Source organism: Streptomyces sp. NPDC001514 (assembly GCF_053597075.1).
This window is the reverse complement of record NZ_JBSFHO010000030.1, coordinates 55,026-80,285: the sequence shown is the minus strand read 5'-3', so window position 1 is coordinate 80,285 and position 25,260 is coordinate 55,026. Positions and strand designations below refer to the sequence as shown.

Annotated in this window: 24 protein-coding genes and 2 pseudogenes; 16 read left to right on the top strand and 10 right to left on the bottom strand. The window is 69.6% G+C overall.

The genetic code is table 11. The annotated features are described in order from the left end of the window. Positions 1-149: 149 nt before the first annotated feature. Together ACWCXB_RS27190 and ACWCXB_RS27185 are read left to right on the top strand one after the other, a co-directional pair. Positions 150-1,343: an RtcB family protein gene (locus tag ACWCXB_RS27190; RefSeq protein WP_450726363.1), complete on the top strand. Its 1,194-nt coding sequence runs from the start codon at positions 150-152 to the stop codon at positions 1,341-1,343. A gap of 233 nt (positions 1,344-1,576) precedes the next feature. Next, positions 1,577-2,896, top strand: a pseudogene (locus tag ACWCXB_RS27185) (APC family permease); the annotation flags it as partial. 24 nt (positions 2,897-2,920) lie between these two features. Here the strand turns inward: ACWCXB_RS27185 and ACWCXB_RS27180 are convergent. Beyond that, entirely contained in the window at positions 2,921-4,714 is a 1,794-nt protein-coding gene (locus tag ACWCXB_RS27180) for an alpha/beta hydrolase (protein WP_450726361.1), read from the bottom strand. 239 nt (positions 4,715-4,953) lie between these two features. On the opposite strand from ACWCXB_RS27180, the pseudogene ACWCXB_RS27175 reads away from it, so the two are divergent. Further along, positions 4,954-5,055 (top strand): annotated as a pseudogene (locus ACWCXB_RS27175) (RtcB family protein); the annotation flags it as partial. Positions 5,056-5,114: 59 nt separating this feature from the next. On the opposite strand, the gene ACWCXB_RS27170 reads toward ACWCXB_RS27175, so the two are convergent. Both ACWCXB_RS27170 and ACWCXB_RS27165 read right to left on the bottom strand, forming a co-directional pair. Then, positions 5,115-5,885 carry an SDR family NAD(P)-dependent oxidoreductase gene (locus ACWCXB_RS27170; RefSeq protein WP_450726359.1) on the bottom strand — a complete coding sequence of 257 codons (771 nt, stop codon included), beginning with the start codon at positions 5,883-5,885 and terminating at the stop codon, positions 5,115-5,117. Positions 5,886-5,942: 57 nt separating this feature from the next. After that, positions 5,943-6,278: a YnfA family protein gene (locus ACWCXB_RS27165; protein WP_450726357.1), complete on the bottom strand. Its 336-nt coding sequence runs from the start codon at positions 6,276-6,278 to the stop codon at positions 5,943-5,945. 146 nt (positions 6,279-6,424) lie between these two features. On the opposite strand from ACWCXB_RS27165, the gene ACWCXB_RS27160 reads away from it, so the two are divergent. Then, the gene (locus tag ACWCXB_RS27160; protein WP_450726355.1) at positions 6,425-6,964 is read left to right on the top strand and encodes a hypothetical protein; all 540 of its coding nucleotides are present in this window, start codon (positions 6,425-6,427) and stop codon (positions 6,962-6,964) included. Positions 6,965-7,010: 46 nt separating this feature from the next. On the opposite strand, the gene ACWCXB_RS27155 is transcribed toward ACWCXB_RS27160, so the two are convergent. Continuing rightward, positions 7,011-8,486 carry an FAD-dependent oxidoreductase gene (locus ACWCXB_RS27155; RefSeq protein ID WP_450726353.1) on the bottom strand — a complete coding sequence of 492 codons (1,476 nt, stop codon included), beginning with the start codon at positions 8,484-8,486 and terminating at the stop codon, positions 7,011-7,013. A gap of 98 nt (positions 8,487-8,584) precedes the next feature. Between ACWCXB_RS27155 and ACWCXB_RS27150 the strand changes: the two genes are divergently transcribed. Next, positions 8,585-9,160, top strand: a complete 576-nt coding sequence (locus ACWCXB_RS27150) for a TetR/AcrR family transcriptional regulator (protein WP_450726351.1) — start codon at positions 8,585-8,587, stop codon at positions 9,158-9,160. Positions 9,161-9,193: 33 nt separating this feature from the next. Here the strand turns inward: ACWCXB_RS27150 and ACWCXB_RS27145 are convergent, their stop codons facing one another. From ACWCXB_RS27145 to ACWCXB_RS27130, 4 genes are all read right to left on the bottom strand, one after another. Further along, entirely contained in the window at positions 9,194-9,928 is a 735-nt protein-coding gene (locus tag ACWCXB_RS27145) for a Mut7-C RNAse domain-containing protein (RefSeq protein ID WP_450726349.1), read from the bottom strand. A 70-nt stretch (positions 9,929-9,998) separates the two neighbouring features. Beyond that, positions 9,999-10,778 carry a metallophosphoesterase gene (locus ACWCXB_RS27140; RefSeq protein WP_450726412.1) on the bottom strand — a complete coding sequence of 260 codons (780 nt, stop codon included), beginning with the start codon at positions 10,776-10,778 and terminating at the stop codon, positions 9,999-10,001. Positions 10,779-10,926: 148 nt separating this feature from the next. Continuing rightward, positions 10,927-11,478, bottom strand: coding sequence for a GNAT family N-acetyltransferase (locus tag ACWCXB_RS27135; RefSeq protein ID WP_450726347.1), 552 nt, complete (start codon positions 11,476-11,478; stop codon positions 10,927-10,929). A gap of 71 nt (positions 11,479-11,549) precedes the next feature. Beyond that, the gene (locus ACWCXB_RS27130; protein WP_450726345.1) at positions 11,550-12,446 is read right to left on the bottom strand and encodes an AraC family transcriptional regulator; all 897 of its coding nucleotides are present in this window, start codon (positions 12,444-12,446) and stop codon (positions 11,550-11,552) included. A 76-nt stretch (positions 12,447-12,522) separates the two neighbouring features. On the opposite strand from ACWCXB_RS27130, the gene ACWCXB_RS27125 reads away from it, so the two are divergent. Further along, positions 12,523-13,092, top strand: a complete 570-nt coding sequence (locus ACWCXB_RS27125; protein ID WP_450726411.1) for a TIGR03086 family metal-binding protein — start codon at positions 12,523-12,525, stop codon at positions 13,090-13,092. Here the strand turns inward: ACWCXB_RS27125 and ACWCXB_RS27120 are convergent. Further along, entirely contained in the window at positions 13,013-13,390 is a 378-nt protein-coding gene (locus ACWCXB_RS27120; protein ID WP_450726343.1) for a hypothetical protein, read from the bottom strand. The genes ACWCXB_RS27125 and ACWCXB_RS27120 overlap by 80 nt on opposite strands. 323 nt (positions 13,391-13,713) lie before the next feature. On the opposite strand from ACWCXB_RS27120, the gene ACWCXB_RS27115 reads away from it, so the two are divergent. The 3 genes from ACWCXB_RS27115 (at position 13,714) to pspAB (ending at position 16,685) form a co-directional block, all read left to right on the top strand. Beyond that, on the top strand, positions 13,714-14,829 hold the full coding sequence (locus tag ACWCXB_RS27115; protein ID WP_450726341.1) for a magnesium and cobalt transport protein CorA: 1,116 nt from the start codon (positions 13,714-13,716) through the stop codon (positions 14,827-14,829). 224 nt (positions 14,830-15,053) lie between these two features. After that, positions 15,054-15,968, top strand: a complete 915-nt coding sequence (gene htpX / locus ACWCXB_RS27110) for a zinc metalloprotease HtpX (protein ID WP_450726339.1) — start codon at positions 15,054-15,056, stop codon at positions 15,966-15,968. Between the two features lie 99 nt (positions 15,969-16,067). Then, positions 16,068-16,685, top strand: a complete 618-nt coding sequence (gene pspAB / locus ACWCXB_RS27105; RefSeq protein WP_450726337.1) for a PspA-associated protein PspAB — start codon at positions 16,068-16,070, stop codon at positions 16,683-16,685. Between the two features lie 126 nt (positions 16,686-16,811). Here the strand turns inward: pspAB and ACWCXB_RS27100 are convergent, their stop codons facing one another. After that, positions 16,812-17,369: a hypothetical protein gene (locus tag ACWCXB_RS27100; RefSeq protein ID WP_450726335.1), complete on the bottom strand. Its 558-nt coding sequence runs from the start codon at positions 17,367-17,369 to the stop codon at positions 16,812-16,814. Positions 17,370-17,494: 125 nt separating this feature from the next. On the opposite strand from ACWCXB_RS27100, the gene hemL reads away from it, so the two are divergent. From hemL to ccsB, 7 genes are all read left to right on the top strand, one after another. Beyond that, positions 17,495-18,811: a glutamate-1-semialdehyde 2,1-aminomutase gene (gene hemL / locus ACWCXB_RS27095; protein ID WP_450726333.1), complete on the top strand. Its 1,317-nt coding sequence runs from the start codon at positions 17,495-17,497 to the stop codon at positions 18,809-18,811. Then, complete coding sequence (locus ACWCXB_RS27090) at positions 18,808-19,500, top strand: histidine phosphatase family protein (RefSeq protein ID WP_450726331.1); 693 nt, start codon at positions 18,808-18,810, stop codon at positions 19,498-19,500. The genes hemL and ACWCXB_RS27090 overlap by 4 nt, the downstream gene beginning before the upstream one ends. Before the next feature lie 137 nt (positions 19,501-19,637). After that, complete coding sequence (locus ACWCXB_RS27085; protein WP_450726329.1) at positions 19,638-20,906, top strand: hypothetical protein; 1,269 nt, start codon at positions 19,638-19,640, stop codon at positions 20,904-20,906. Between the two features lie 77 nt (positions 20,907-20,983). After that, positions 20,984-21,592, top strand: a complete 609-nt coding sequence (locus tag ACWCXB_RS27080) for a TlpA family protein disulfide reductase (RefSeq protein ID WP_450726327.1) — start codon at positions 20,984-20,986, stop codon at positions 21,590-21,592. Between the two features lie 7 nt (positions 21,593-21,599). Next, complete coding sequence (locus tag ACWCXB_RS27075; protein ID WP_450726325.1) at positions 21,600-22,337, top strand: cytochrome c biogenesis CcdA family protein; 738 nt, start codon at positions 21,600-21,602, stop codon at positions 22,335-22,337. Between the two features lie 3 nt (positions 22,338-22,340). Beyond that, positions 22,341-24,134 (top strand): cytochrome c biogenesis protein ResB, encoded by a 1,794-nt coding sequence (gene resB / locus ACWCXB_RS27070; RefSeq protein ID WP_450726323.1) that lies wholly within the window; start codon positions 22,341-22,343, stop codon positions 24,132-24,134. Continuing rightward, complete coding sequence (ccsB, locus tag ACWCXB_RS27065) at positions 24,131-25,213, top strand: c-type cytochrome biogenesis protein CcsB (protein WP_450726321.1); 1,083 nt, start codon at positions 24,131-24,133, stop codon at positions 25,211-25,213. Before resB ends, ccsB begins: the two co-directional genes overlap by 4 nt. Positions 25,214-25,260 lie beyond the last annotated feature (47 nt).

The window sequence follows — 25,260 nt, the reverse complement described above, 5'->3', positions numbered from 1 at the left end:
TGTCGCGGGAAAAGTGGTTGCCGCCCGATACGGGCCGATGGACACAATGTGTATCGCACGCGCAGCTGTGAATGCCGGTCCGCTGTCCCTTTCGCCGACCTTGGCGCCGGTTTTGCGTTTTCAGGCTTTGTGGGGGGATCGAAGAACTTATGTCGTATGTAGAGGTGCCGGGGGCGAAGGTCCCCATCCGCATGTGGACGGACCCGTCCACGGTCGAGGACGGCGCGATGCAGCAGCTGCGGAATGTCGCCACGCTGCCGTGGATCAAGGGGCTCGCCGTGATGCCCGACGTGCACTACGGCAAGGGCGCGACGGTCGGCTCCGTGATCGCGATGCACGGGGCGGTCTGCCCGGCGGCGGTCGGGGTCGACATCGGCTGCGGGATGTCGGCCGTGAAGACCTCGCTCACCGCGAACGATCTCCCGGGTGATCTGTCCCGGCTCCGCTCGAAGATCGAGCAGGCGATCCCGGTGGGCCGCGGCATGCACGGCGAGCCGGTGGACCCGGGCCGGGTGTACGGGCTCCGGACGCCGGGGTTCGATGCCCTCTGGTCGCGGTTCGACGGGGTGGCCGATGCCGTCAAGTTCCGCCGGGAGCGGGCGACGAAGCAGATGGGCACGCTGGGCAGCGGCAACCACTTCATCGAGTTCTGTCTCGACGAGTCGGGTTCGGTCTGGCTGATGCTGCACTCCGGCTCGCGGAACATCGGCAAGGAGCTCGCCGAGTACCACATCGGCGAGGCACAGAAGCTGCCGCACAACCAGGGCCTGGTCGACCGTGACCTGGCGGTGTTCGTCGCCGACACCCCGCAGATGGCGGCGTACCGGAACGACCTCTTCTGGGCGCAGGAGTACGCCAAGTACAACCGCGCGATCATGATGGGGCTGTTCCAGGAGGTCGTCCGCAGGGAGTTCAGGAAGGCCCGGGTGACCTTCGAGCAGGTCATCTCCTGCCACCACAACTATGTGGCGGAGGAGCGGTACGAGGGCATGGACCTGCTGGTCACCCGCAAGGGTGCGATCAGGGCGGGCTCGGGCGACTTCGGGATCATCCCGGGCTCGATGGGCACCGGCTCGTACATCGTGAAGGGCCTCGGGAACGAGAAGTCCTTCAACTCTGCGTCCCACGGCGCGGGGCGCAGGATGAGCCGCAATGCGGCGAAGCGGCGCTTCTCGACGCGGGACCTGGAGGAGCAGACGCGGGGTGTGGAGTGCCGTAAGGACTCCGGTGTCGTGGACGAGATCCCGGGTGCGTACAAGCCGATCGAGAGGGTCATCGACCAGCAGCGGGACCTGGTGGAGATCGTCGCGAAGCTGAAGCAGGTCATCTGCGTCAAGGGCTAGCCAGGGCCGGCACTTGACGTGATCGACGAGCCCCCGGACTGCATCCGTCCGGGGGCTCGGTCACGTGCGTTGGGCCGTAATCACTTCGACCGAGCAGCGGGATGCCGCGGCCGGCTCCGAGGGCTTCGTGCAGACCTGTCTTGCGGGTGCGCAAATCTCGCAACCGTGTCGTATCTGGAAAAACACGACATGGCCGATGAGGATATGGCGCTGGTCGTGAAATCCACCTGGTCGTGGGGTGGACGACGGCCTCGACGGAAAGTGTGGTGGCTGAGGTGGCGAAAGCTTCGACGGGTGCGCAGGACGGCGAGACTTCCGTCGAGCTCGGGGGCTATCAGCAGGAGCTGAAGCGGACGCTCGGCTCCTTTCAGGTGTTTGCGATCTCGTTCGCGTTCATCTCGGTGGCGGTCGGCATCTTCGCGACATACGACGAAGTGTTGCTGACCGCCGGGCCGGTCGGGATTTGGCTCTGGGTGATCGCGGCGGTAGGGCAGACCCTGGTGGCATTGGTGGTCGCGCAGTTCGCGGCCCGCATCTCCCTCAGCGGCTCCTCCTACCAATGGGCCTCGCGGCTGGCCAACCCGAAGATCGGCTGGGGGTTCGGTTGGCTGGCCTTCTGTTACCTGGCGATCGCCGTGGTGGCGATCGACAATGCGCTTGCGAGCCAGGCATTCATGCCGCTCGCCGGCATCGAGCCTGACGAGGGCACCGCGCGTCTGATCACGCTTGTGGTGTTGCTCATCCAGACCTTGCTCGCAGCGGCCTCGACGCGCATCGTCAGCATGATCAACGCGGCCGCGGTGGGGCTCGAACTGACGCTCGTCGTGGTGGTGGCGATCGCGCTCATCATTGCAGTGGCGATCACGGGCAACGGCACAGCAGGCAACCTCACCTCGCGCGGTGTCGCCGAGAATGCCCCCGACTATTTCGCCGTCGGCGGCGGGTTGATGCTCGCGATGATCATGGGCCTCGCCACACTCGTCGGCTTCGACTCCGCGGCGAACCTGGCCGAGGAGGCCAAGGATCCCTATCGCACCGTCCCACGCGCGATCGTGGGATCGGTCGTGGCGGCCGGTCTCCTGGGAATGCTGTTTCTGATCACGCTCACCGTCGCGATCGACGATATCCCCCGGATCAGCGCCGACGGCTCGCCGGTCGCGGCGATCATGCGGGATCGCCTCGGTCCGGTGATGGAGAGGACGCTGCTGGTCGCGATCACGTTCGCGTTCTTCGGCGCGGGAATCGTGGTGATGACCGCGTGCGCGCGGCTTGTTTTCGCGATGTCGCGCGACTCACGCTTCCCCGCCCACCGGCTGATGCGACGGGTCAACCCGCGAACGCATACGCCGATCCCGGCGACGATCCTGATTTTCGTCCTGGGGGTCATCCTGATGGTCGCGCTGCCGGGTGCCGCACTGCTGGAGCTGATCACGGCATCGACGATCCTTCCGGCGATCATCTACGGCTCGACGATTGTCCTCTACTTGGCGGTGCGCGGACGATTGGATCGCAAGAAGGGCGCGTTCGACCTCGGGCGCTTCGAGCTGCCGGTCGCGATCTGCGCGCTGGTGTGGACGCTAGTCGCGCTGTTTGTGCTGGTTACACCCCGGGAGGCGCTCGTCTCCGTCGTGATCGTGGTCGGCTTGCTCCTCGCGGGCGGGCTGTTCTTCCTCGTCATGCTGAAATTCGACCGCCAAGCGCTGGAGACCGAGCCCGGAGACGTGAACCCGTGAACCTTTGATTGAGAGGTGACGGTGTGAGTGCTGGCTGCGGGGCAACCGCGGGCTCAGGGAGACGACGCCGGCCATCGCTCCGCCGCCGGTGGCGACGCCGCTGCTCGGCTTGGGTGCGGAGAAGGGGGGCGTGTCCTGTCGGCACATTGTTCCGGCCGGCGGGAGGGTGCCGTCGATGAAGTAGCGGCTTTCGTGGGCCTTGATGCAGCTGCTGGGGTTGATCAGTGCGGTGTGCCCGTACCCGTTGTTGGTGAGCAGGCGGGCGTTGGCCAGATTTCTGGCCATGGCCTGGGCGCCCGAGTAGGGGGTGGCAGGGTCGTAGGTGGTGCCGACCAGCAGGACGGGGTGCGCCGTCGGCTTGTTCCACGGGCCGCGATAGCTGTTGGCCGCAACGGCCGGCCAGGCGGCACACCCCTCGGCGGCCCAGGCCCAGAAGCGTCCGGCGTCGCCCGCACGGGTCGCACTGGCCTCTTCCATGGCGTGGTAGGCAGCGGGGTCACGCGGATTGGGGCTGTCGCTGCAGAACACCGCACCGGCCTGCTCATCGCCCAGGTACGGATTCGGATTCGGGACCGGTGGTGCGGGTGGAAGAGGGGACGGCTCCGGAACGCGGCCCTGCCACAGGGTCTGCAGCCTGCCGGCGAGGTCCGTCCATCCGGGGTGGACGATGTAGAGGCTGTTCACGACGTCACCGACCGTACGGCCATAGGTCCATGCGCCCACGGGATGCTCCCGGAGCCGCCGCATCAGCTGGTCGAACTTGTCCCGGGTCGCTTTGGGGCTGCCGGCGGAGAAGGCGCAGCGGGCGGTGGTGGTGGACCCGCAGAGGGCGAGGAACTTGTCCAGGACCGCTGCCGCGCCGCGGTCCGCGCCCATGCGCAGGAATGTCGGGAGCCGGGGGTCGTCGTCGGAGGCGTGGGTCCAAACCTGCGGGTCGACGTTGCTGTCAAGAACCATGGCGCGGACCTTGCCGGGGAAGAGGTTGGCGTAGGTGGCGCCCAGGAACGTGCCGTAGGAGATCCCGAGATAGGAGAGTTGTGGGTCGCCCACCGCCTGGCGGAGCTGGTCGAGGTCGCGCGCGGTGTCCGCGGTCGACACATGGCGCAGGAGCTCGGGGTCACGCTGCTGACAGCGCCGGGCCAGATCCTTGTACGCGGCGATATAGGCCGCCCGCTCCTGTTCGCCCACCGGGAAGCCGGCCGCTTTGCTCGCAACCCAGGCGTTGGCTTCTTCGCGGTTCTCGAAGCAGTTCACGGCGGTGCTGCTGCCGATCCCGCGGGGGTCCCAGCTGACGATGTCGAACCGCTCCCGCACCTCCCGCGGGAAGGACTCGAAATTCTGTGGCATCTGCACCGTTCCGGGCCCGCCGGGGCCTCCGGGGTTGAAGAACAGGGTGCCGATGCGCCGTCCTGGGCCGGTTGCCTTGTGTCTCACGACTGCCAGCTCGATGGTGCGACCACCAGGGTTGAGGTAGTCCAGCGGTACCTTCGCGGTCGCGCAGTCGAACGGACTGCCCTGGACACAGGGTTTCCAGTCCAACTGCGGGGCGGGCACCGAAGGTGTCGGCGTACCGTCGGCCGCGGCGAGGCCCGGTCCGGTCAGTGCCGTCGAGCAGGCCACCACCGCGGCGATGGCCACGGCACAACTCCGACGGCCCGCTATGGGTCCGGGTATGTGCATGCCTTGTCCTTTCACGGCTTCGCGCCCGACGCCGCCCATGCGCTCGACGTCGGCACGCATCCGTGTCAACAGCACCGCGGTCCGGCAACGATCGCGAGCCGACCGCAGCCGAATGGCCGAGCCACTGCCACCAAGGCCGCCGGCGACCGCGGCGGGCGCCGGATCGCATCCGCCGCCGGGCGCCCCGCGACTTTGCCGAGATCCCGGCGGCTTACAAGCCGATCGAGAGGGTCATCGACCAGCAGCGGGGCCTGGTGGAGATCGTCGCGAAGCTGAAGCAGGTCATCTGCCGTGAAGGGCTGAGCACTTCGCGCACGTTGCCAGGGCCCCGGACCGGCAACGGTCCGGGGCTTGCCTGTCAGAGTTCGCGGTGGACCTTGGTGTTGGACGCCTGGGCGCGGGGGCGGACCACCAGGAGGTCGATGTTGACGTGGGAGGGGCGGGTGACGGCCCAGGTGATGGTGTCGGCGACGTCGTCGGCGGTGAGGGGCTCCGCCACGCCCTGGTAGACCTTGGCGGCCTTCTCGGTGTCGCCGCGGAAGCGGGTCGTGGCGAACTCGTCGGTCTTGACCATGCCGGGGGCGATCTCGATGACGCGGACGGGGGTGCCGACGATTTCGAGGCGGAGGGTCTCGGCGAGGACGCGGGCGCCGTTCTTGGCGGCGACATAGCCCGCGCCGCCTTCGTAGGTGGCGTGGGCCGCGGTGGAAGAGAGGACGACGACCGTGCCGTCGCCGCTGGCGGTGAGGGCGGGCAGCAAGGCCTGGGTGGTGTGGAGGGTGCCGAGGACGTTGACCTCGTACATCTGGCGCCAGTCGGCGGGGTCGCCGGTCGCGACCGGGTCGGCGCCGAGTGCTCCGCCCGCGTTGTTGACCAGCACCTTGACCGGGGCGGGGCCGTCGAGGGAGGCGGCGAAGGCGTCCACGGCAGCTCGGTCGGTGACGTCGAGTGCGTAGGCCGTGGCCTGGTGGCCCGCTTCGGTGAGCTCGGCGGCGATGGTCTCGATGCGGTCCTTGCGGCGGGCGGTGAGGATCACGTGATAGCCCGCGGCGGCGAGGCCGCGCGCGGTGGCGGCACCGATGCCGCTGCTCGCTCCGGTGACGACGGCGATGGGGGCGGCGGCGGTCATGGCGGCTCCTTGGACAGGTGATCGATACCGGTGGCCAGTGGCCAGGATAGGCGGCCGTCAGCGGCCGCGCGGCGCGTACATGATCACGGCCATGCCGGCCAGGCAGATCAGCGCGCCGATGACGTCCCAGCGGTCGGGGCGGTAGCCGTCGGCGGCCATGCCCCAGGCGAGCGAGCCGGCGACGAACACTCCGCCGTAGGCGGCGAGGATACGGCCGAAGTGGGCGTCCGGCTGGAGCGTCGCGACGAAGCCGTAGACGCCGAGGGAGAGGACGCCGGCGCCGATCCAGACCCAGCCGCGGTGCTCGCGCACGCCCTGCCAGACGAGCCAGGCTCCGCCGATCTCGAAGAGTGCGGCGACGGCGAACAGGAACGCGGATCGGGCGATGAGCATGAGGTCAGCGTGTCATCTGGGGTGGCGGGGTGGGTCGGCGGTGAGCTCGCTCCCGGGGCGAGCCGGGAAGGGTCCCTGCCCGCACGGGACGCGCCGGAACTGACGAGGAGTCAATTCTACGGGCGGATAATAGGTATCTTTCGGGCATGCAGGTGATGCGTAGGACTCTGCTCGTGGCGTCCACCGCGGTGGCGGTGGTGGTACTGGCCGCGGGCGGAGGTGCGGGTGCGGACATCGGCGACCGCCTGCAGGAGGCGGCCGATGCGACTGGTGCGGCCGGAGCTCGGGTGCCGGTGGCCGAGGCTGATGTGGCGCACCATGGTCATGTCTCTCTGTGGGACGGGCGGATCGGTGTCTGGCTGGATAGCGGCAACCACGGCCCGGCGCAGGTGGCCGATGCGACTGTACGGCTGAGCTTCTCGGGCCCGGTCTCGGTGACGAGCGGTGGACAGCTGCCGCCGGCCTGCCTGTGGGGCGGCGACCGGGTGATCCTTTGCCGGACCGGCGCGCTGAGGGCAGGCCGCACCGGGAACGGGGTCGCCCTCGATCTGCGGGCCGCGGGCAGCCCGGTCGAGGTTGTCGTGGATGTCGCCACGGTGTGGAACGGCGGTGCGGTCGACCGCAACCACGCGAACGACGAGCACACCGTCCTGGTGCCGGCGACGGGCGACGGATACATCTTCTGAGGCCGCAGTCGGGGCCGGGGCTCAAGGCCCCGGCCCTGAGGTGGGGTCAGTGCTGCGCCCACGCGATGTATCCGTCCGGGCGGACCAGCAGGGATGTGTCGCGCGGGGTCTGCCAGTGGGCCCGGGTGACGGGGCCGGGGGCGGTGGGCACGGCCGGCGTGGTGGAGGGGGCGTCGCTGGGCGTTATCAGGACGAACTCGCCCTTGCGGAGCAGTTCGTAGAGCCGGCCCTCTGTGAGCGCCAGGTCCGGAGCGCGCTTGCCGGTGAGCCGGTGGGCGCCGCGCTCCGCGCCGTACGAGATGCCGATCCCCGTGACCAGGCCCATCGCCTTGCCGGAGGCCGGCCTGACGGTGGAGAGGAAGCGGGCGACGAGGGAACGGGCCAGGCGCTGGACCGGGTTGTGCGCCATGGCCAGGCGGACGATCGCCCCGCTGCTGCGCAGTACCTTCTTGCCGACCGGATGCCGCTCCGAGTGGTACGTGTCGAGGAGAGCGTCGGCGTCCGGTGCGTGACCGCGGAGGACCGCGGCGAGCTTCCAGGACAGGTTCGCCGCGTCCTGCATGCCCGTGTTCATCCCCTGGCCGCCGGCAGGGGAATGGACGTGAGCCGAGTCTCCGGCGAGGAAGACCCTGCCTTTCCGGTATTCCGGGACCTGGCGCTCGTCGCTGTGGAAACGGGAGAGCCAGCGGGCGTCCCGCATGCCGAAGTCGGTGCCGAATGCCTGGCGGGCGATGGCGCGCACCTCTTCCAGGTCGACCGGCTCGCCGTCCGGGACCTGGTGGCTGCGCCTCCAGGCCATCACCCGGTACCAGCCGTCGCCGAAGGAGGCGACGACGGCGAACGCGTCCCCCGTGCCGCCGGCGAAGAGGCGGTTCTCGGACCCCATCTCGGGTTCTTCGGTGAAACGGACGTCCGCGAGGGCCATGGAGCGGATCGCCGAGCCGCCGGGGAAGGGCAGGCCGAGGGCCTTGCGCACGGAGCTGCGCACTCCGTCGGTGCCCACGAGGTAGCGGGAGCGCAGCGTCGCGTCCCGCCCCTGCTCGTCCTTCAGTTCGGCCGTGACCGAGTCGGCGTCCTGGCGGAGGCCGCGCAGCTCCGTGCCGTACCGGAAGTCGGCCCCGGCGGAGAGCGCCCGGCGCTCCAGCAGCTGCTCCACCTCGTACTGCGGGGTGATGAGCAGGAACGGGAAGCGGGACCGCAGCCGGGACAGGTCGAGGGCGAGCTCGCCGAAGAAGCGCAGGGTGGTCATGGGGGAGCCCTTCTTCACCAGCTCGTCCGCGAGGCCGCGGGCGTCGAGCAGCTCCAGCGTGCGGGCGTGCACACCGAAGGCCCGGGTCAGATTGCTCGCCTCGTGCGGACGGCGCTCGAGGACGGTGACTCGCAGGCCCGCCGCTGCGAGGTCGCCTGCGAGCAGCAGGCCGGTCGGGCCTGCGCCCACGACGGTGACATCCGTGTCGTAGTGAGCGGGGGTGGCGGTCGGGTTCGTGCTGTCCGTGCTGTTGGTGCTGGGCTTGCCGGTCATGGCGGGCCTCCTGCCAACGCTTGTAGGTCAACGCTTGTTGGCAAATGTATGCCCGGGGGTTCTGGCGTGTCAACACTTGTTGGCCTACAGTTGTTGGCATGAGTTCGGAAGCAGCCACCACACCTCGCCGCTCGGACGCGACCCGCGCCGCGATCCTCGAGGCCGCCCGCGAGCGTTTCGCCGCGGACGGATACGAGCGGGCCACGATCCGCGCCATCGCGCGGGATGCCGGCATCGATCCGTCGATGGTGATGCGGTACTACGGCAACAAGGAGGGGCTGTTCGCCGCCGCTTCCGAAATCGATCTGAGGCTGCCGGAGTTGGGCGCGATGCCCGGCAAGCATGTCGGCGCGGTCCTCGTCTCCCATTTCCTCGACCGCTGGGAGGACGACGAGGTGCTGACGGCCCTGCTGCGGGTCGGTGTCACCAATGCCGCGGGCGCCGAGCGCATGCAGCAGATCTTCAGGTCGCAGCTGCTGCCGATAGCGGCCGGGGTCTGCCCCGTCCCGGCCGAGGTCCCGCGCCGGGCCGCACTCGCCGCATCGCAGATCCTGGGGATGGCGCTCGCTCGCTATGTGCTGCACATCCCGCCCGCGGTCGAGATGACCAGGGAGGAGGTGATCGCCTGGCTGGCGCCGACGGTTCAGCGATATCTGACCGCGGAAAGTCCGTAGGCGGAGAGCGGGTGGGGAGCCCGTGGGTGCGGCTCAGGCGGCCGCGTCGCCGAACTCGCGCAGGGCGCTCTCGACTATCGCCTCCAGCCGGGCGTGATGGGCGCCGCGCCAGTAGACACGTTCGCACGCCGCGCACTGGGCGAACACGTCGTACGAGCGCTGCGTGCCCTGCTCCAGGTGGTGCTCGACGGATTCCTTGTCCGTGTCCGTGAGCGGGCCGTTGCAGGCCGTGCAGCGGGTCCAGGGTGCGAGGGCGGGCGCGAACCGCTGCAGGACGTCCCGGAGCTGGTCGTCGGGACGGTCGCTGTAGACGTACGCACCGGCCCACAGCTCCCGGCGGCGCAGCAGTCCACGGTCCCGGGACAGCATTACGCGCTGCTCGCGGGCGGAGAGTGTGGCCAGGGCCGGGTCGCCGATGTCCTCGCTCTCGTACGCGGCGTCGACGCCGAGCAGCCGCAGCCGCCGGGCCAGCGTGCCGAGGTGGACGTCGAGGAGGAAGCGGAGGGGTGCGCCCGGCACGCGCTGCGGGCGCTCGACGCCGAGCACCTCGATGCGCTCGCCGGCGGCGGGGATGTGGGAGACCTGGACCTGGCTGCCGTCCACCAGGAGCCGCCCCGCCTCGGTGAGGGGGACACCGAGCGACTCGACGACATGGCCGAGCGTCGAGGAGCCGTCCGTGATGAGCCGCGTCCGCCCGTTGCGGCGCTCCGCGGCGACGAAGAGCCGCAGCTCCGGGGCGAAACTGATCTGGATCTCCGGTCCGTTCACGCCGCCAGCATGCCATTGGGCGGACGGAGCAGGCCACGGCTTTCCGCCCCGCCGCAGGTGTCCGTCCGGGCTACGGAACGACCCTGAAGTGGGTCGTCACGCGACGGCCGCCCTCGTCCAGGACATGGAAGGCGACTCCCGGCGGGGCCGCACGGTCGGTGACGCCCTCGCCCGGCTCCCAGGGCATCCGGAGTGTCGAGACGACGCCGGGCGCGACGAGCAGGGGGCGGCCGGCCCAGGTGGTCGCCGCCGCGGTGTGCGCGTGGCCGGTGAGGACGGCCGGGACGTTGTGGCGCCCGCGCAGCACCTCGGCCAGGCGGTCCGCGTTGGTGAGCCCCATCGGGTCGGTGTAGCCGTGGTGGAGAGTGGCCGGCGGGTGGTGGAAGGCGGGGAGCGCCGGGGTGTCGCCGAGCTCGTCGAGCGTGCGGGCGAGCCACTCCAGGGTCTCGTCGTCGAGCAGGCCCGCGTCCTCGCCCGGGATCGTGGAGTCGCAGAGCAGCAGGGCGTAACCGCCAAGCCGGTGCACGCGGTTGATCGGTGCGTACGCCCCGTCGCCGCCCGTCGCTTGCGGGGTCCCGGGAGCGGAACCTTCGCCGAGCAGCACCTTGCGGTACGCGGCGCGGTCGTCGTGGTTGCCCGGGCAGGTGAGCACGGGAACGTCGAGCGAGGCGAAGAGCTCGGCCGCTTCCGCGTACTCGGCAGGCGCGCCATGGTCCGCGATGTCTCCGGTGACCAGGACCGCGTCCGGCCGCCGTGTCATCGACCGGAGACAGGCCACGGTGCGGGCGGCCCGGTCTGCCGCTCGTTCCGCCCCGTCGAGGTGCAGATCGCTGATGTGCGCGAGCAACACGGTGTCCAGCACGGCGTCCCCTGCCCTGTCCTGTCGGCTGTTGTGTCGGCTGTTCTGTCGGCGGCCGTGGTGATGGCCGACGGCCAGGCTAGAGGATTATCTAATGGATGTGCCATGGCTAACCATTAAGCGGCTGCCGGTCCCCGGATCAGGGACCCGCCTCCAGGGACTGGAGATCGAGACGCCACTGGTTGCCGCGCATCGGCCGGCCCGGCGGGTACTCGAACTCGCACTCGCCCAGCAGCGAGAAGCCCGCCTTGCGGCACACGCCGTTCGACGGAGCGTTGTCGATGGACGGGAACGCGAGCAGATAGCGGTGCTTGCCCGCCGCCCGCGCCTCCGCCACGACCGCGAGCGTCGCGGCCGTGGCGATCCCGCGCCCCTGGAAGCCGGGCAGGATGCTCCAGCCCGTCTCGTACGCCTGCTGCCCCTGCCAGGTGGTCTCCCAGAACCCGATCGTGCCGACCGCCTCGCCCCCGTCCGCCAGCACCACTCGGTACATCCGCCCCGCCCCGGTCCGGTCCGCGCTCAGGGTCACGTACCGCTTATGCCGCTCGGCCAGCTTCTCGTCCGTTTCGGGGCCGCCGAGATGCTCCATCAACTCCGGTGCGTTCGCCGCCTGGAGCAAGGCGAAGTCGCCCTCCGACCAGGGCTCGATCCGCACCACTGCTGTCGCGTCCGCCTGTGTCTTTTCCGCCATGAACCGCACCGTACGCCCGGGGTCTGACACCCGCCCGGAATCCGCCCGGTCGTCTGCCTCGGAACCGGCCCTCACCCGGGCCGATGCGCCGCGTATGCCGCCGGTGACACGCCGACCGTCGCCGTGAAGTCCCGTACGAGATGGGCCTGGTCGCTGTAGCCCAGCTCGGCGGCGAGGGCCGCCCAGTCCGGCTCGGCACCGGCGTTGCCGGGGCTCTCCGCGTCGGCCCGCTCCAGGGCTTCGTGGATGCGGTAGCGCAGGATGACCCACTTGGGCCCGACGCCGATGTACGCCGCGAAGAGCCGTTGCAGCGTGCGCGCCGACACCCCTTCCGCCTCGGCGAGTTGGGCGACCCGGCGGATCGTGCGGTCGGTGCGGACCTGCTCGACCAGCGCCATCGCGCGCTCGGCCTGGGGATCGGTGTCCGGGCCCAGCCGCAGCAGGTACGCGTCGAGCGCCGCGACCCGCGCGTCCTCCTCGTCCGGCCCGACAATGGCCGAAGCGGCGGAAGCGGCGGAAGCGCCCGAGGCGCCGGCCCCGATGCCGGAAGATCCTTCGAAGACCTCGCTCACCGGCACCCGGCGCCCCGTCCACTCCGACACCGGCCGCCCAGGCGCGAAGGGCCGGAAGCCGCCCGGCCGGAACTGCACCCCGCAGACCCGCCCCCGCCCCTCCAGCTTCTTCGTGAAGAGCTCGAGGCCGACGCCCGCCACCTCGCCCCAGGGCTCCTCGTCCCCGTACCGCTGGAAGACGACGTTCACGGACGGATGCGGCACCACATGGGAGGCGTACGGCTCGGCCATATCCCAGTCGATGAGCCAGTAGTGCTCCAGATACGGCTGCAGCGGCGGGGCCGGCGCGCGGCGCCGGAAGCGTACGCGTGCGAAGAGCTCCGGGGCGTCGACGATGCCCCGGGTGTCGCGTCGCGGTCCGGCTGCCGACGTCTGCGGCTCGTTCCTGCCGTCCATGCCCGGATCCTATGTCGCGCTTGTTCTGTCGCGTTTGTTCAAGACGCAGGAGCCCGCGCTGCCCAGGATCGAGGGCATGAAGGCCATCAGTGAACTGCTCGAAGCCACCACCGCACGCGCGGTGCCTGTCGTACGCGGAGTGACCGCGGAGCGTCTGGGCGCGCCGACCCCGTGCGCCGACTACGACGTACGCGCCCTGATCAACCACCTCCTCCACGTGATCGTCAACTTCCAGGCGCTCGCCGCCAAGAAGGAGTCCGACTTCTCCACGACGCCCGACCGCATCGCCGCCGGCGCCTGGCAGGACTTCTTCGAGGAGGAGACCACGGCCCTCGTGGAGGCCTGGGCCGAGCCGGGCGCGGAGGAGGGCACCTCGGGTTCGCTGGGCCTCCCGGCCAGGACCGTCGGCAACATGGTGCTTCTGGACATGACCGTGCACGTCTGGGACCTGGCCCGCGCGACCGGGCAGTCGTACGAGCCCGATCCGGGAGTCGTCGCCGAACTCGGCCCGGCGGTCGAGGAGATGGCCCCGATGGCCCAGGAGTACGGGGCGTTCGGCAAGCCGGTCAGTGTGCCGGAGGGCGCGTCCCCGTTCGAGCGGCTGCTGGCGACGACGGGCCGTGATCCGGGGTGGAGCCCGCGCTGATGCCGCCGTTTGCGCCGCTGCACTCGTTGTCGTACGCGCCGGCGTACCTGACGTCGTACAGGTCCGCGAGCCGCGCGTACGCCTCCTCCACGATCTCCTCCGCCACCAAGAGCATCTCCCGCTCGGCGAGGCGGGCGCCGGCGTGCGCGTGCGGGTACGGGTACGGGTATGGGTACGGATGCGGACGACGGGCCGGCGGCATCGGATGCCTGCGCAGCCACCAGCTCTCGCACACCGCGTAGATGCCGCTCGCGCAGACCATCAGCGGAATGCACAGGGCCAGCAGGACGTCGCCCACGCCGGGCCTCCTCGGTGGGTCGGATGTCGCGACTCGACGCGTGCACGCGACAGGACGGGTGCACGCGCGACGCGTGCACTGTGGACATCGGCCGGTGTGGGGCACGGCTGTAGGTAGTTCACCGTTCCAAAGAATGTCCGGATAACGGGGACGCAGGCGGCCCCGACCTCTGGCTCGGCGACGACGAAGCGGCCTGAACGGGCGGCGCACGCAGCGGTGGGCCCGGGCGCAATCGGCCGTCGGACCGCCGTGGACAAGTGACTTGCTGTCCGGGAGGGTGGGCAGGAGAGCCTGCTCAGCCCGATCGGGAGCCCACGTTGTCCATGATCCGGAACCTCCGCCGCGTGGTGCGCCGCGCGTACCGCCGCACCGTCGACCTGAGCCACCCGGCCCGATCGCCGCTGGGCAGCGCCGTCGTCAACTGCGTCGGATACGCGGCCGGGTTGCGGCAGTCCGGCCACTGCCCGGCCGATGAGGCGCTGCGCCGCGTGCGCAAGGAGAACGGCGACAGCCCCGGCAGCAACAGCTTCGTCTGGATAGGACTGCACGAGCCGACGCGCGAGGAGTTCGCCTCGCTCGCCGAACTGTTCGGTCTGCATCCGCTCGCGGTCGAGGACGCCGTCGACGCGCATCGCCGGCCCAAGGTCGTTCCGTACGACGACACACTCCTCGCCGTCTTCAAGACCGTCGGTTACGCGGAGCACGACCAGCTGACCGCCACCAGCCAGGTCGTGGAGACCGGCGAGATCACGGTCATCACCGGCAAGGACTTCGTGATCACCATCCGGAACGGGCGGCACGGCTCGCTCGGCCCGCTGCGCGAGGCGCTCGAGACGACGCCCGAGCAACTGGCGAAAGGCCCCTCGTCGGTGCTGCACGCCGTGGCCGACTTCGTCGTGGACGAGTACGTCGCCGTCGCCGACGCCGTCCAGGACGACATGGATGCGGTCGAGACCAGCGTCTTCTCCGAGCATGCGGGCCGCGGTGCCGCGGGCCGTGGCGAGGCAGGACGGATCTACCAGCTGAAGCGGGAGCTCCTGGAGTTCAAGCGGGCGATGTCCCCGCTGAGCCGTCCGCTCGAGGCCCTCGCCACCCAGCCCACCTCCCTCATCGCCCCGGAGATCCGGCCGTACTTCCGGGACGTGTCCGACCATCTCGCCCGCGCGGGCGAGATGCTGGGCGGCTTCGACTCGCTCCTCGACTCGATACTCCAGGCCCATCTGGCGCAGATGACCGTCGCCCAGAACGAGGACATGCGCAAGATCACGGCGTGGGCGGCGATCGTGGCCGTACCGACCATGGTCTGCGGCGTGTACGGCATGAACTTCGAGCACATGCCCGAGCTGCGGTGGACGTACAGCTATCCGGTCGTCCTCGGGGTCATGGCGATCGCCTGCTTCGTGATCCACCGGGGCTTCCGCCGCAACGGCTGGCTCTGACGGCCCGGAGCCGCGCCCAGGCCCGCGCCCAGCCCCCGCCCGGGCCGCGTCCAGACCCCCCGCCCAAACCCGCGTCCAGACCCCCGCCCAAACCCGCGTCCAGGAGGGCCTGGGCCCAGGCCCTCCTTCACGACGGAACCTTTATGCCGGATATATGGATGAAAGGGGCACAATCGAGAGAGAGAGGGGTGCAGCGACAGAGTTCCGCCTGGAGGGTGACTCAGATGCCCAAGGCCCGGTCACATTCCCGCTATGTCCCGGACAGGGGACTCGCCACCCGCATGGTGACGACGATGTTCCTGATCGGGCTGCTCTACGTGGTCTTCGTCGGCGTCCTGCTGGCCCTCCTCCAGAACTCGTGGCCCATCATCCTGGTGATCGCGGGCGCCGTGTTCATCGCTCAGTTCTGGTTCAGCGACCGGATCGCGGCCTACAGCATGGGTGCCCGCGAGGTCACCCCCGAGCAGGCCCCCGAGCTGCACGGCGCCGTGGACCGCATCTGCGCCCTCGCGGACATGCCCAAGCCTCGCGTGGCGATCGCCGACAGCGACGTGCCGAACGCCTTCGCCACCGGCCGCAACGAGAGCACCGCCCTGGTCTGTGCCACCACCGGCCTGCTCCGTCGCCTGGAGCCGGAGGAGCTGGAGGGCGTCCTCGCGCACGAGCTGTCGCATGTCGCCCACCGCGATGTCGCGGTGATGACCATCGCCTCGTTCCTCGGTGTCCTCGCGGGCATGATGACCCGTGTCTGGCTCTACGGCGGACTCGGCCGGAACAGCCGCGACAGCAACACCGCCATCGCGATGCTGGTGATCCCGCTGGTCAGCGCTGTCGTCTATGTGCTCAGCTTCCTGCTGACCCGGCTGCTCTCCCGCTACCGCGAGCTGTCCGCCGACCGCGCCGCCGCGCTGCTGACCGGCCGCCCGTCCGCGCTCGCGTCCGCGCTCACCAAGGTGACCGGCCAGATGGCCAGAATCCCGACGCGGGACCTGCGGAAGGCGGAGCCGTTCAACGCCTTCTGGTTCGCGCCGGCGTTCTCGTCCAAGGAGAGCCTGAGCAGGCTGCTCTCCTCGCACCCGACGCTGGAGCAGCGCCTGGACCAGCTGGGCCGGATCTCGACGCAGCTCGGCCGCGCATGATGCCCCACCCGGGCCCCTCACGCTCCCATGCCCCTCCTGCCCCCATGCCCCTGACTCCCATGCCCCTGACTCCCAGGACGACGAACAGAGGTTCTTCCCGTGGGACTCCTCGACACCATCCTCGGCCGCAGCAAGCCGGTGCGCCCCGACCTCGACCAGCTCTTCGGCCTGCCGGCCGCCGCGATCACGCTCCAGGCGGGTGCCGGCTTCGTCCCGACCGGCATCGGCTCGGTCTGCTTCGCCGCCGTCGAGGGCGGTGCCTTCGCCAGGATCCAGGAGGACGTACGGGAACTGCTCGACGCCGATACCGGCCGGGGCGGCACACCCGTCGAGTTCAGCCGGGACGCCTTCGGCTACACCTGGCTTCTCGCCCGCCATCCCGCCGACGACACGGTCTCACTGGTCAACGACCTGCACGCCGTCAACACTCTCCTCCAGGACGCCGGCTTCGGCCCGCAGCTGCTCTGCTCCCTGATCGGCTTCCGCGATGCCTCGGGGGAGCGCAGGCTGGCACTGGTCTACCTCTACAAACGCGGCACGTTCTACCCCTTCGCACCGCTTCCCGGAACGGCCGAGAAGCGCGACAACGCCCTGGAACTCCAGATCAGGGCGCTGCTCGCGGACGACCTGCGGATCGAGACCGACCTGGGGCGATGGTTCCCCGTGTGGGGCGCGCCGGGACTCGGTGAGACGGAGGACGGCGGAAGGAACGGCTGAAGCGGGAAGGAACGGCTGAAGCGGGAAGGAACAGCTGAAGCGGGAAGGAACGGCTGAAGCCTGAAGGAACAGCTGAAGCGGAGGAACAGCTGAACCCTCAGCCACGTACCGAGCCGCCGGGTCGGCTCAGGGCCACACCAGGCAGTACGGCTGGTGTCCCGCCTCGTGCAGGCGGTGGCTGAAGTCCTGCCATTCGTGCAGCAGCTGGTACACGTTGAACGCGTCCCGCGGACCCCCGCGATCCGGGACCGTCGACCAGATGAACGCCGCTGCGCCCACCGACTCCTCACCGATGCCGCGCAGGGGGTCGACGACGGTCATGGGGAGCTTCACCACCGCGTAGTCCGGGTGCAGGACCACCAGCTCGAGGGGCGGCACCTTGTGCAGGGGCATGCCCTGGATGCCCGTGAGGACCATCGCGGCTATCGTCTCGGGCTTGATCTTGGAAAACATTCCGCCCATGCCGAGTTCATCGCCGCCGAGCTCCTCGGGGCGCATCGAAATGGGCACTCGGGCAGCCGTGGCGCCGTCGGGTGCGCCGAAGTACTTGTACGTCACGCCCATGCGGCCGCCGCCCCTGCTACCCACGGGGTCGTCCGCCTCGTGCCGCCGGTGCCTCCCACGCCGGGCAGGCTCGGGACCCAGATCGTCGGTCCCCTCGCCCAGTCCGCCACCGCGATGCATATCTCCACCCGACTGCTTTTAGGACGCACAGCCCCCGCCGCGCAACCCGATCATCGTGACAGTGACCTCCCCCGCGAACGTGCGGTGAAACACCTGTCCGCAGATACGTCCGAGCCTCTGACACCATGGATTCCGTGAGCTTTCCCTATGACGCCCCAGTTTCGCAGACGCTTTTCGACCGCGCGTCCCTCGTGACGCCCGGCGGCGTGAACTCTCCTGTCCGTGCTTTCCGTGCTGTGGGCGGTACGCCCCGGTTCATGGTGTCCGGTGCCGGTCCGTACCTGACCGACGCGGACGGCCGCGAGTACGTCGACCTTGTGTGCTCCTGGGGTCCGATGATCCTCGGCCACGCCCACCCCGAGGTCATCGCCGCAGTTCAGGAGGCTGTCGCCCGCGGCACCTCGTTCGGTACGCCGGGCGAGGGCGAGGTCGCGCTCGCCGAGGAGATCGTGGCACGGGTCGCCCCGGTCGAGCAGGTGAGACTTGTCTCGTCCGGTACGGAGGCGACGATGTCGGCGATCCGGCTCGCCCGCGGATTCACCGGGCGCGCCAAGGTGATCAAGTTTGCCGGGTGCTACCACGGGCACGTGGACGCGCTGCTGGCCGCGGCCGGCTCCGGCGTCGCGACCTTCGGGCTGCCCGACACGCCGGGCGTCACGGGCGCCCAGGCGGGCGACACGATCGTGCTGCCGTACAACGATCTGGAATCGGTTCACGCCGCCTTCCACGCGCACCCCGGCGAGATCGCCTGTGTGATCACCGAGGCCTCCCCCGGCAACATGGGCGTGGTCCCGCCGCTGCCGGGCTTCAACCAGGGGCTGAAGGACGCCTGCGCCAAGAACGGCGCGCTGTACATCTCCGACGAGGTCATGACCGGCTTCCGTACGTCGAAGGCCGGCTGGTACGGCATCGACGGCGTCACGCCGGACCTGATGACGTTCGGCAAGGTCATGGGCGGAGGCTTCCCGGCCGCGGCGTTCGGCGGCCGCGCCGATGTGATGGGCCACCTCGCCCCGGCCGGGCCGGTCTACCAGGCGGGCACCCTCTCCGGGAACCCGGTCGCCACCGCCGCCGGCCTCGCCCAGCTGCGGCTCCTCGACGATGCGGCGTACGAGAAGGTCGACGCGGTCTCCGAGCGGATCCAGGCCCTCGTGACGGAGGCGCTGGCCAAGGAGGGCGTCGCCCACCGGCTGCAGACCGCGAGCAACATGTTCTCGGTCTTCTTCACCGACCGTGAGGTGCGCGACTACGACGACGCCAAGAAGCAGGAGGCGTTCCGCTTCAACGCGTTCTTCCACTCGATGCTCTCTCAGGGTGTCTACCTCCCGCCGTCCGCGTTCGAGTCCTGGTTCGTGTCGACCGCCCACGACGACGCCGCGATCGAGCGGATCGCCGTCGCGCTGCCGTCGGCCGCCCGCGCCGCCGCGGAGGCCACGGCATGAGCGGCACGGAAACCAGTACGGAAACGACGGTCGTTCATCTCATCCGCCACGGAGAGGTGCTCAACCCGGACGGGGTCCTCTACGGCCGCCGTCCCGGCTACCACCTGTCCGACCTCGGCCGGCAGATGGCCGACCGCGTCGCCGAGCACCTCGCGGAGCGGGACATCACCTATGTCGTGGCGTCCCCGCTGGAGCGTGCACAGGAGACCGCCGCGCCGATCGCCAAGTCGCACGGCCTGACCCTGGACACCGACGAGCGGCTGATCGAGGCGGCGAACGTCTTCGAGGGCAAGACCTTCGGCGTCGGCGACGGCGCGTTGCGCAAGCCGGCCAACTGGAAGCACCTCACCAATCCGTTCCGGCCGTCCTGGGGCGAGCCGTACGTCGACCAGGTGGTGCGGATGATGGGTGCGCTTGGCTCCGCCCGGGACGCGGCGCGCGGCCACGAGGCCGTCCTCGTCAGCCATCAGCTGCCGATCTGGATCGTGCGCAGCTATGTGGAGCAGCGTCGGCTCTGGCACGATCCGCGCCGCCGTCAGTGCACGCTCGCGTCGATGACGACTTTCACGTATCACGGCGACAAGATCGTGTCGGTCGGTTATTCGGAGCCCGCCCGCGATCTTGTTCCCGTGCACCTTCTCGCCGGTGCCAAGCCGGTCAAGGGAAAGGCGAAGGCCTTCGGCGCATAGTTCTCCCGGCCCACCGGCCAACTCCCCGCTCATTCCTGGAACCTTTGCGTCCGGCATGCCATCTAACCCATTGGCGGTACGGCGGCAGCGGATCGCGTACGGCACGGGGACTGGGACAGGGACGGGGTCGGGGACACATGCGCGACATCAGCCGAAGGGGCTTGCTCGGGGCGGGACTCGGTGCCGCAGCGGCGGTGGGAATCGCCGGCTGCGGCACCGGTTCCGGTTCCGGCAAGGGCGACCAGGGACAGTCCGGCGGCAGCGGCGGCGGGGGGAAAGGCGGGGGCGACGGCAAGACCCCCGGCTCCACCACCAAGCCCGTCCGACTCATAGGTGACGGTTCGACTGCCGACACCGGGAAGCAGCCGAACCAGCCCGACCGGCCCGTCCCGCTCCAGCCCGGCGAGACCCCGCCGCAATTCGTGATCTTCTCCTGGGACGGCGCGGGCGAGGTCGGCAACGGACTCTTCCCCCGTTTTCTGGAACTCGCCAGGAACCACGACGCGGCGATGACGTTCTTCCTCTCCGGGATATATCTGCTGCCCGAGTCGAAGAAGACGCTCTACCGGCCCCCGAACAACAGGATCGGCGCATCCGACATCGGCTATCTGACGGACGGCCACATCAAGGAGACTCTGAAGTACGTCCGCCAGGCCTGGCTCGAAGGCCATGAGATAGGCACCCACTTCAACGGGCATTTCTGCGCCGGCTCCGGTTCCGTCGGAAACTGGTCGCCCACGCAGTGGCAGAGCGAGATCGACCAGGCCGTGTCCTTCGTCACCGAATGGAAGACGAACAGCGGCTGGACGGACATCGAACCGCTGCCCTTCGACTACCGCAAGGAACTCGTCGGCGGCCGCACCCCCTGTCTGCTCGGCCAGGACAGTCTCCTGCCCACCGCGAAGAAGCTCGGCTGGCGCTACGACGCGAGCTCGCCCGGCGGCCGCCAGAAATGGCCCGAGAAGCGGGGCGGCGTCTGGGACCTGCCGCTGCAGGCCATGCCCTTCCCCGGGCACTCCTTCGAGGTGCTCTCGATGGACTACAACATCCTCGCCAATCAGTCGCAGAATTCGACCAAGGGCATGCCGTCGCGCTATCCGGGCTGGCGCAAGCAGGCCACCGATGCGTATGTCAACGGATTCAACCGCGCGTACGAATCGAATCGCGCCCCCTTCTTCATCGGCAACCACTTCGAGCAGTGGAACGGCGGCATCTACATGGACGCCGTCGAAGAGGCGCTCAAGGGCATGGCCGGCAAGAAGGACGTACGGCTGGTGTCTTTCCGGCAGTTCTGCGACTGGCTCGACGTCCAGGACCCGAAGATCCTCGCGAAGCTCCGTACGCTCGAGGTCGGACAGTCCCCGGCGGGCGGCTGGAACACCTTCCTTCGGACGACCGCTGCTTAATCGGTCCCGACAAGGGGCGTTACGGGCACCGAGGGGGGCGCGGAAGATCTCCCGAAGCATCATGCGAAACTTTTCACATGAGCCTCAGCCGCGCCCCTCGACGCACTCTGCTCGCCGCCGGCGCCGGTGCCCTGGCGGCCGCGCTCACGCTGTCGGCGTGCAGCGGCGACTCCAACGGCAAGTCCGGCGGCGGTGGCGACACCAACTTCGTGACCAACACCGGCGGGATCTCCACCGTCGCCAAGGGCGAGCGGACGCCCGCCCCGAAGCTCTCCGGCAAGGATCTGGCGGGCAAGCCGCTCGATCTCGCCGACTACCGGGGCAAGATCGTCGTCATGAACGTGTGGGGCTCGTGGTGCGCGCCCTGCCGCGCCGAGGCCAAGTACCTGGAGAAGGTCGCCAAGGACACCAAGGCCCAGGGCGTCGAGTTCGTCGGCATCAACACCCGTGACACCCAGACGGCCCCGGCTCTCGCGTTCGAGGAGGAATTCGGGATCACGTACCCGAGCTTCCACGACCCGATCGGCAAGCTGATGCTGAAGTTCCCCAAGGGCACTCTCCAGCCGCAGTCGATCCCCACCACGATCGTCGTCGACCGGGACGGAAAGATCGCGGCGCGCGCCCTGAGGGCACTCGACGACAAGGCGCTCCGCTCGATGATCGACCCGCTGATCGCGGAGAAGTGACCACCTCATGAACGAGACCGTCTACAGCGGGGCACTGCTGCTCGCACTGCCCATCGCCGTACTCGGAGGACTCGTCTCCTTCTTCTCCCCGTGTGTGCTGCCGCTGGTCCCGGGCTATCTCTCGTACGTGACCGGCGTCACCGGCACCGATCTGGCCGAGGCCAGGCGCGGCCGGATGACCGCCGGGGCCGCCCTCTTCGTCCTCGGCTTCTCCGCCGTCTTCGTCTCCGGCGGGGCGCTCTTCGGCTACTTCGGGTGGACCCTGCAGGAGCACCGGGAGACCCTCACCGCGGTCCTCGGCGTGCTGATGATCCTGATGGGGATCTTCTTCATGGGCATGATGCCCTTCCTCACCCAGCGCGAGTTCCGCTTCCACAAGCGGCCGACGACGGGTCTGGTCGGGGCGCCGGTCCTGGGCGCGCTCTTCGGCATCGGCTGGACCCCGTGCATCGGCCCGACGCTCACCTCCGTCAACGCGCTCGCCGCCGACCAGGCCAGCGCGGGCCGCGGGGCGCTGCTGACCGCGGCGTACTGCGTCGGGCTCGGCCTGCCGTTCATCCTCGCCGCCGTCGCGTTCCGCAAGGCGCTCGGCGCTTTCGGTTGGGTCAAGCGGCACTATGCCTGGGTGATGCGCATCGGCGGCGGCATGATGATCGCGACCGGCCTGCTGCTGCTCACAGGTGCGTGGGACATCCTCGTACAGGACATGCAGGGCTGGTCCAAGGGCTTCCAGGTGGGGATCTGATCCATGAGCAAGACGGCACACACGGCGGCCGGGACGCCGGCGACCGAGGGGTCGACAGCCGAGGGGACGGTGGCCGAGGAGACGGGAACCGACCGGCTCTCCACCGCCCCTCAGGAGGAGCCGGCGGACATCGTCGGCGGTCCCACCCTCGGGGTCATCGGCTGGGTGCGCTGGTTCTGGCGGCAGCTGACGTCGATGCGGGTCGCCCTGATCCTGCTCTTCATGCTCTCGCTCGGCGCCATCCCCGGCTCCCTCATCCCGCAGAACAGCGCGGACGAGACCAAGGTCGCCGCCTGGAAGGCGAACAACGAGTTCTGGACGCCACTCTTCGAGAAGCTCCAGCTCTTCGACGTCTACAGCTCGGTGTGGTTCTCCGCGATCTACATCCTGCTGTTCGTCTCGCTCATCGGCTGCATCGTGCCTCGCACCTGGCAGTTCGTCGGCCAGCTGCGCGGCCGCCCGCCGGCCGCCCCCAAGCGGCTCACCCGGCTGCCCGTCCACACCACCTGGCGCACGGACGCCGAGCCCGAGGCGGTCCGCGAGGCCGCGCTCGCGATCCTGAAGAAGCGCCGCTTCCGCTCGCACATCGCCGGGGACGCGGTCGCCGCCGAGAAGGGCTATCTGCGGGAGGCGGGCAACCTCGTCTTCCACGTCGCGCTGATCGTGATGCTGGTGGCCTTCGCCGCCGGGCAGCTCTTCAAGTCCGAGGGCGGCAAGCTGATCGTCGAGGGCGGCGGCTTCTCCAACACGCTCACGCAGTACGACGACTTCAAGTCCGGGTCCCTGTTCAGCGTCGACGAGCTGGCCCCGTTCAGCTTCAGGCTGGACAGCTTCACGGGTACGTACGAGGCCAACGGGCCCCAGCGCGGCACCCCGCGCACCTTCGAGGCGGCCGTGACGTACAGCGAGGGCGCCGAGGGCAAGGAGAAGAAGCGCGTCATCCGGGTCAACGAGCCCCTGGAGATCGACGGCTCCAAGGTCTATCTGCTCTCCCACGGCTACGCGCCCGTCGTCTCCGTCCGGGACGCCAGGGGCAAGGTCGTGTTCCGGGACGCCGTGCCGCTGCTGCCCATCGACAACAACGTCACTTCCACCGGTGTCATCAAGGTGATGGACGGCTACCGGGACAAGAACGGCAAGAAGGACCAGCTGGGCTTCCCCGCGTTCTTCGTCCCGACGTACGCGGGCAAGGGCCAGGGCCAGATGTTCTCGCAGTTCCCCGGGCTCGTGTTCCCGGCGCTGAACCTGGGCGCGTACCACGGCGACCTGCGGGTCAACGCGGGACTTCCGCAGAACGTGTACCAGCTGGACACCAGCAAGATGACGCCGTTCAAGGACGCCAAGGGCGATGTCTTCAAGCAGACGCTGCTGCCCGGTGAGACCATGACGCTGCCCGACGGCGCCGGCTCGGTCACCTTCGAGAAGGAGATCAGGGAGTGGGCCAGCTTCCAGATCTCCCAGCGGCCGGGCAGCGGTCTCGCCCTCGCGGGCGCGATCGCCGCGATCGCGGGCCTGGTCGGCTCGCTCTTCATCCAGCGGCGCCGGGTCTGGGTCCGGGCCGTACGGGGGGACGACGGCGTGACCGTCGTCGAGATGGCGGGGCTCGGCCGGAGCGAGTCCGCGAAGCTTCCCGAGGAGCTGGCGGACCTGGCCCTGAGCCTCAACACAGAGGCGCCGACCGTGGCTGAAGCCGCAGACGCAGCTGCCCACGAACCCGCAGACGCAGCTGCCGACGAACCCGCAGACGTACCTGCCGACGAACCCGCAGACGTTCCCTCCGAAGGGACTCAGAAGTGAATCTCGCCGCCGCCACCAACGAAAGCCTCGCCGAGTTCAGCAATGTGCTGATCTACTCGTCGATGGCCGTTTACACCCTGGCGTTCCTGGCGCACATCGCCGAGTGGGTCTTCGGCAGCCGCAGCAAGGTCGGCCGTACCGCCGCCGCGCTCACCGCCCCCGCCGCGGCACCGGCGGTCACGGTCCAGGTCGCGCAGAAGGGCGGAGGCACCACGGTGCTGGAGCGCCCGAAGGTCGTCACGCGCACCGCGGCCGGACAGCGCGACGTCCCGGACGGCCCCGGCGCCGCGGGCGGCACGGTCAAGGGCGACCTCTACGGGCGGATCGCGGTCTCGCTGACCGTCCTCGCCTTCCTCGTCGAGGCGGCCGGCGTCGTCGCCCGCGCCGTGTCCGTGCAGCGCGCCCCCTGGGGCAACATGTACGAGTTCTCCACCACCTTCTCCACGGTGGCGGTCGGCGCGTACCTCGGCTTCCTCCTCGCGAGGAAGAACGTCCGCTGGATCGGGCTGCCGCTGGTCACCACGGTCCTCCTGGACCTCGGCATCGCGGTCACCTGGCTCTACACCGAGAGCGACCAGCTGGTCCCGGCGCTGCACTCGTACTGGCTGTGGATCCACGTCTCCACGGCGATCTTCTGCGGCGCGGTGTTCTACCTCGGCGCCGTCGCGACGCTCCTGTACCTCTTCCGGGACTCGTACGAGAACAAGCTGGAGAACGGCGGCGACCCCGGCTCCTTCGCCCGGTCGGTGCTGGAGCGGCTGCCCGCCGCGGCCTCGCTCGACAAGTTCGCCTACCGCGTCAACGCGGCGGTCTTCCCGCTGTGGACCTTCACGATCATCGCGGGCGCGATCTGGGCCGGTGACGCGTGGGGCCGCTACTGGGGCTGGGACGCCAAGGAGGTCTGGTCCTTCATCACCTGGGTCGCGTACGCCGCGTATCTCCACGCGCGCGCGACCGCGGGCTGGAAGGGCCGCAAGGCCGCGTACATCGCGCTGGTCGCCTTCGCCTGCTTCCTCTTCAACTACTACGGCGTCAACCTCTTCGTGAACAGCCTCCACGGCTACGCCGGAGTCGAATAACCCCGGTAGACGCATGCGCGTGGCCCCCTGGCGGACCCCGGTCGACC

Coding starts and splice junctions, on each gene's coding strand:
- ACWCXB_RS27190 (WP_450726363.1), top strand. CDS start 150: ATGTCGTATGTAGAGGTGCCGGGGGCGAAGGTCCCCATCCGCATGTGG.
- ACWCXB_RS27080 (WP_450726327.1), top strand. CDS start 20,984: ATGAGCCTCAGCCGCGCCCCTCGACGCACTCTGCTCGCCGCCGGCGCC.
- ACWCXB_RS27130 (WP_450726345.1), bottom strand. CDS start 12,446: ATGGACGGCAGGAACGAGCCGCAGACGTCGGCAGCCGGACCGCGACGC.
- htpX (WP_450726339.1), top strand. CDS start 15,054: ATGCCCAAGGCCCGGTCACATTCCCGCTATGTCCCGGACAGGGGACTC.
- ACWCXB_RS27150 (WP_450726351.1), top strand. CDS start 8,585: ATGAGTTCGGAAGCAGCCACCACACCTCGCCGCTCGGACGCGACCCGC.
- ACWCXB_RS27075 (WP_450726325.1), top strand. CDS start 21,600: ATGAACGAGACCGTCTACAGCGGGGCACTGCTGCTCGCACTGCCCATC.
- ACWCXB_RS27170 (WP_450726359.1), bottom strand. CDS start 5,885: ATGACCGCCGCCGCCCCCATCGCCGTCGTCACCGGAGCGAGCAGCGGC.
- ACWCXB_RS27155 (WP_450726353.1), bottom strand. CDS start 8,486: ATGACCGGCAAGCCCAGCACCAACAGCACGGACAGCACGAACCCGACC.
- ACWCXB_RS27115 (WP_450726341.1), top strand. CDS start 13,714: ATGATCCGGAACCTCCGCCGCGTGGTGCGCCGCGCGTACCGCCGCACC.
- ACWCXB_RS27085 (WP_450726329.1), top strand. CDS start 19,638: ATGCGCGACATCAGCCGAAGGGGCTTGCTCGGGGCGGGACTCGGTGCC.
- ACWCXB_RS27090 (WP_450726331.1), top strand. CDS start 18,808: ATGAGCGGCACGGAAACCAGTACGGAAACGACGGTCGTTCATCTCATC.
- ACWCXB_RS27100 (WP_450726335.1), bottom strand. CDS start 17,369: ATGCATCGCGGTGGCGGACTGGGCGAGGGGACCGACGATCTGGGTCCC.
- hemL (WP_450726333.1), top strand. CDS start 17,495: ATGGATTCCGTGAGCTTTCCCTATGACGCCCCAGTTTCGCAGACGCTT.
- ACWCXB_RS27160 (WP_450726355.1), top strand. CDS start 6,425: ATGCAGGTGATGCGTAGGACTCTGCTCGTGGCGTCCACCGCGGTGGCG.
- ACWCXB_RS27135 (WP_450726347.1), bottom strand. CDS start 11,478: ATGGCGGAAAAGACACAGGCGGACGCGACAGCAGTGGTGCGGATCGAG.
- resB (WP_450726323.1), top strand. CDS start 22,341: ATGAGCAAGACGGCACACACGGCGGCCGGGACGCCGGCGACCGAGGGG.
- ACWCXB_RS27125 (WP_450726411.1), top strand. CDS start 12,523: ATGAAGGCCATCAGTGAACTGCTCGAAGCCACCACCGCACGCGCGGTG.
- ACWCXB_RS27165 (WP_450726357.1), bottom strand. CDS start 6,278: ATGCTCATCGCCCGATCCGCGTTCCTGTTCGCCGTCGCCGCACTCTTC.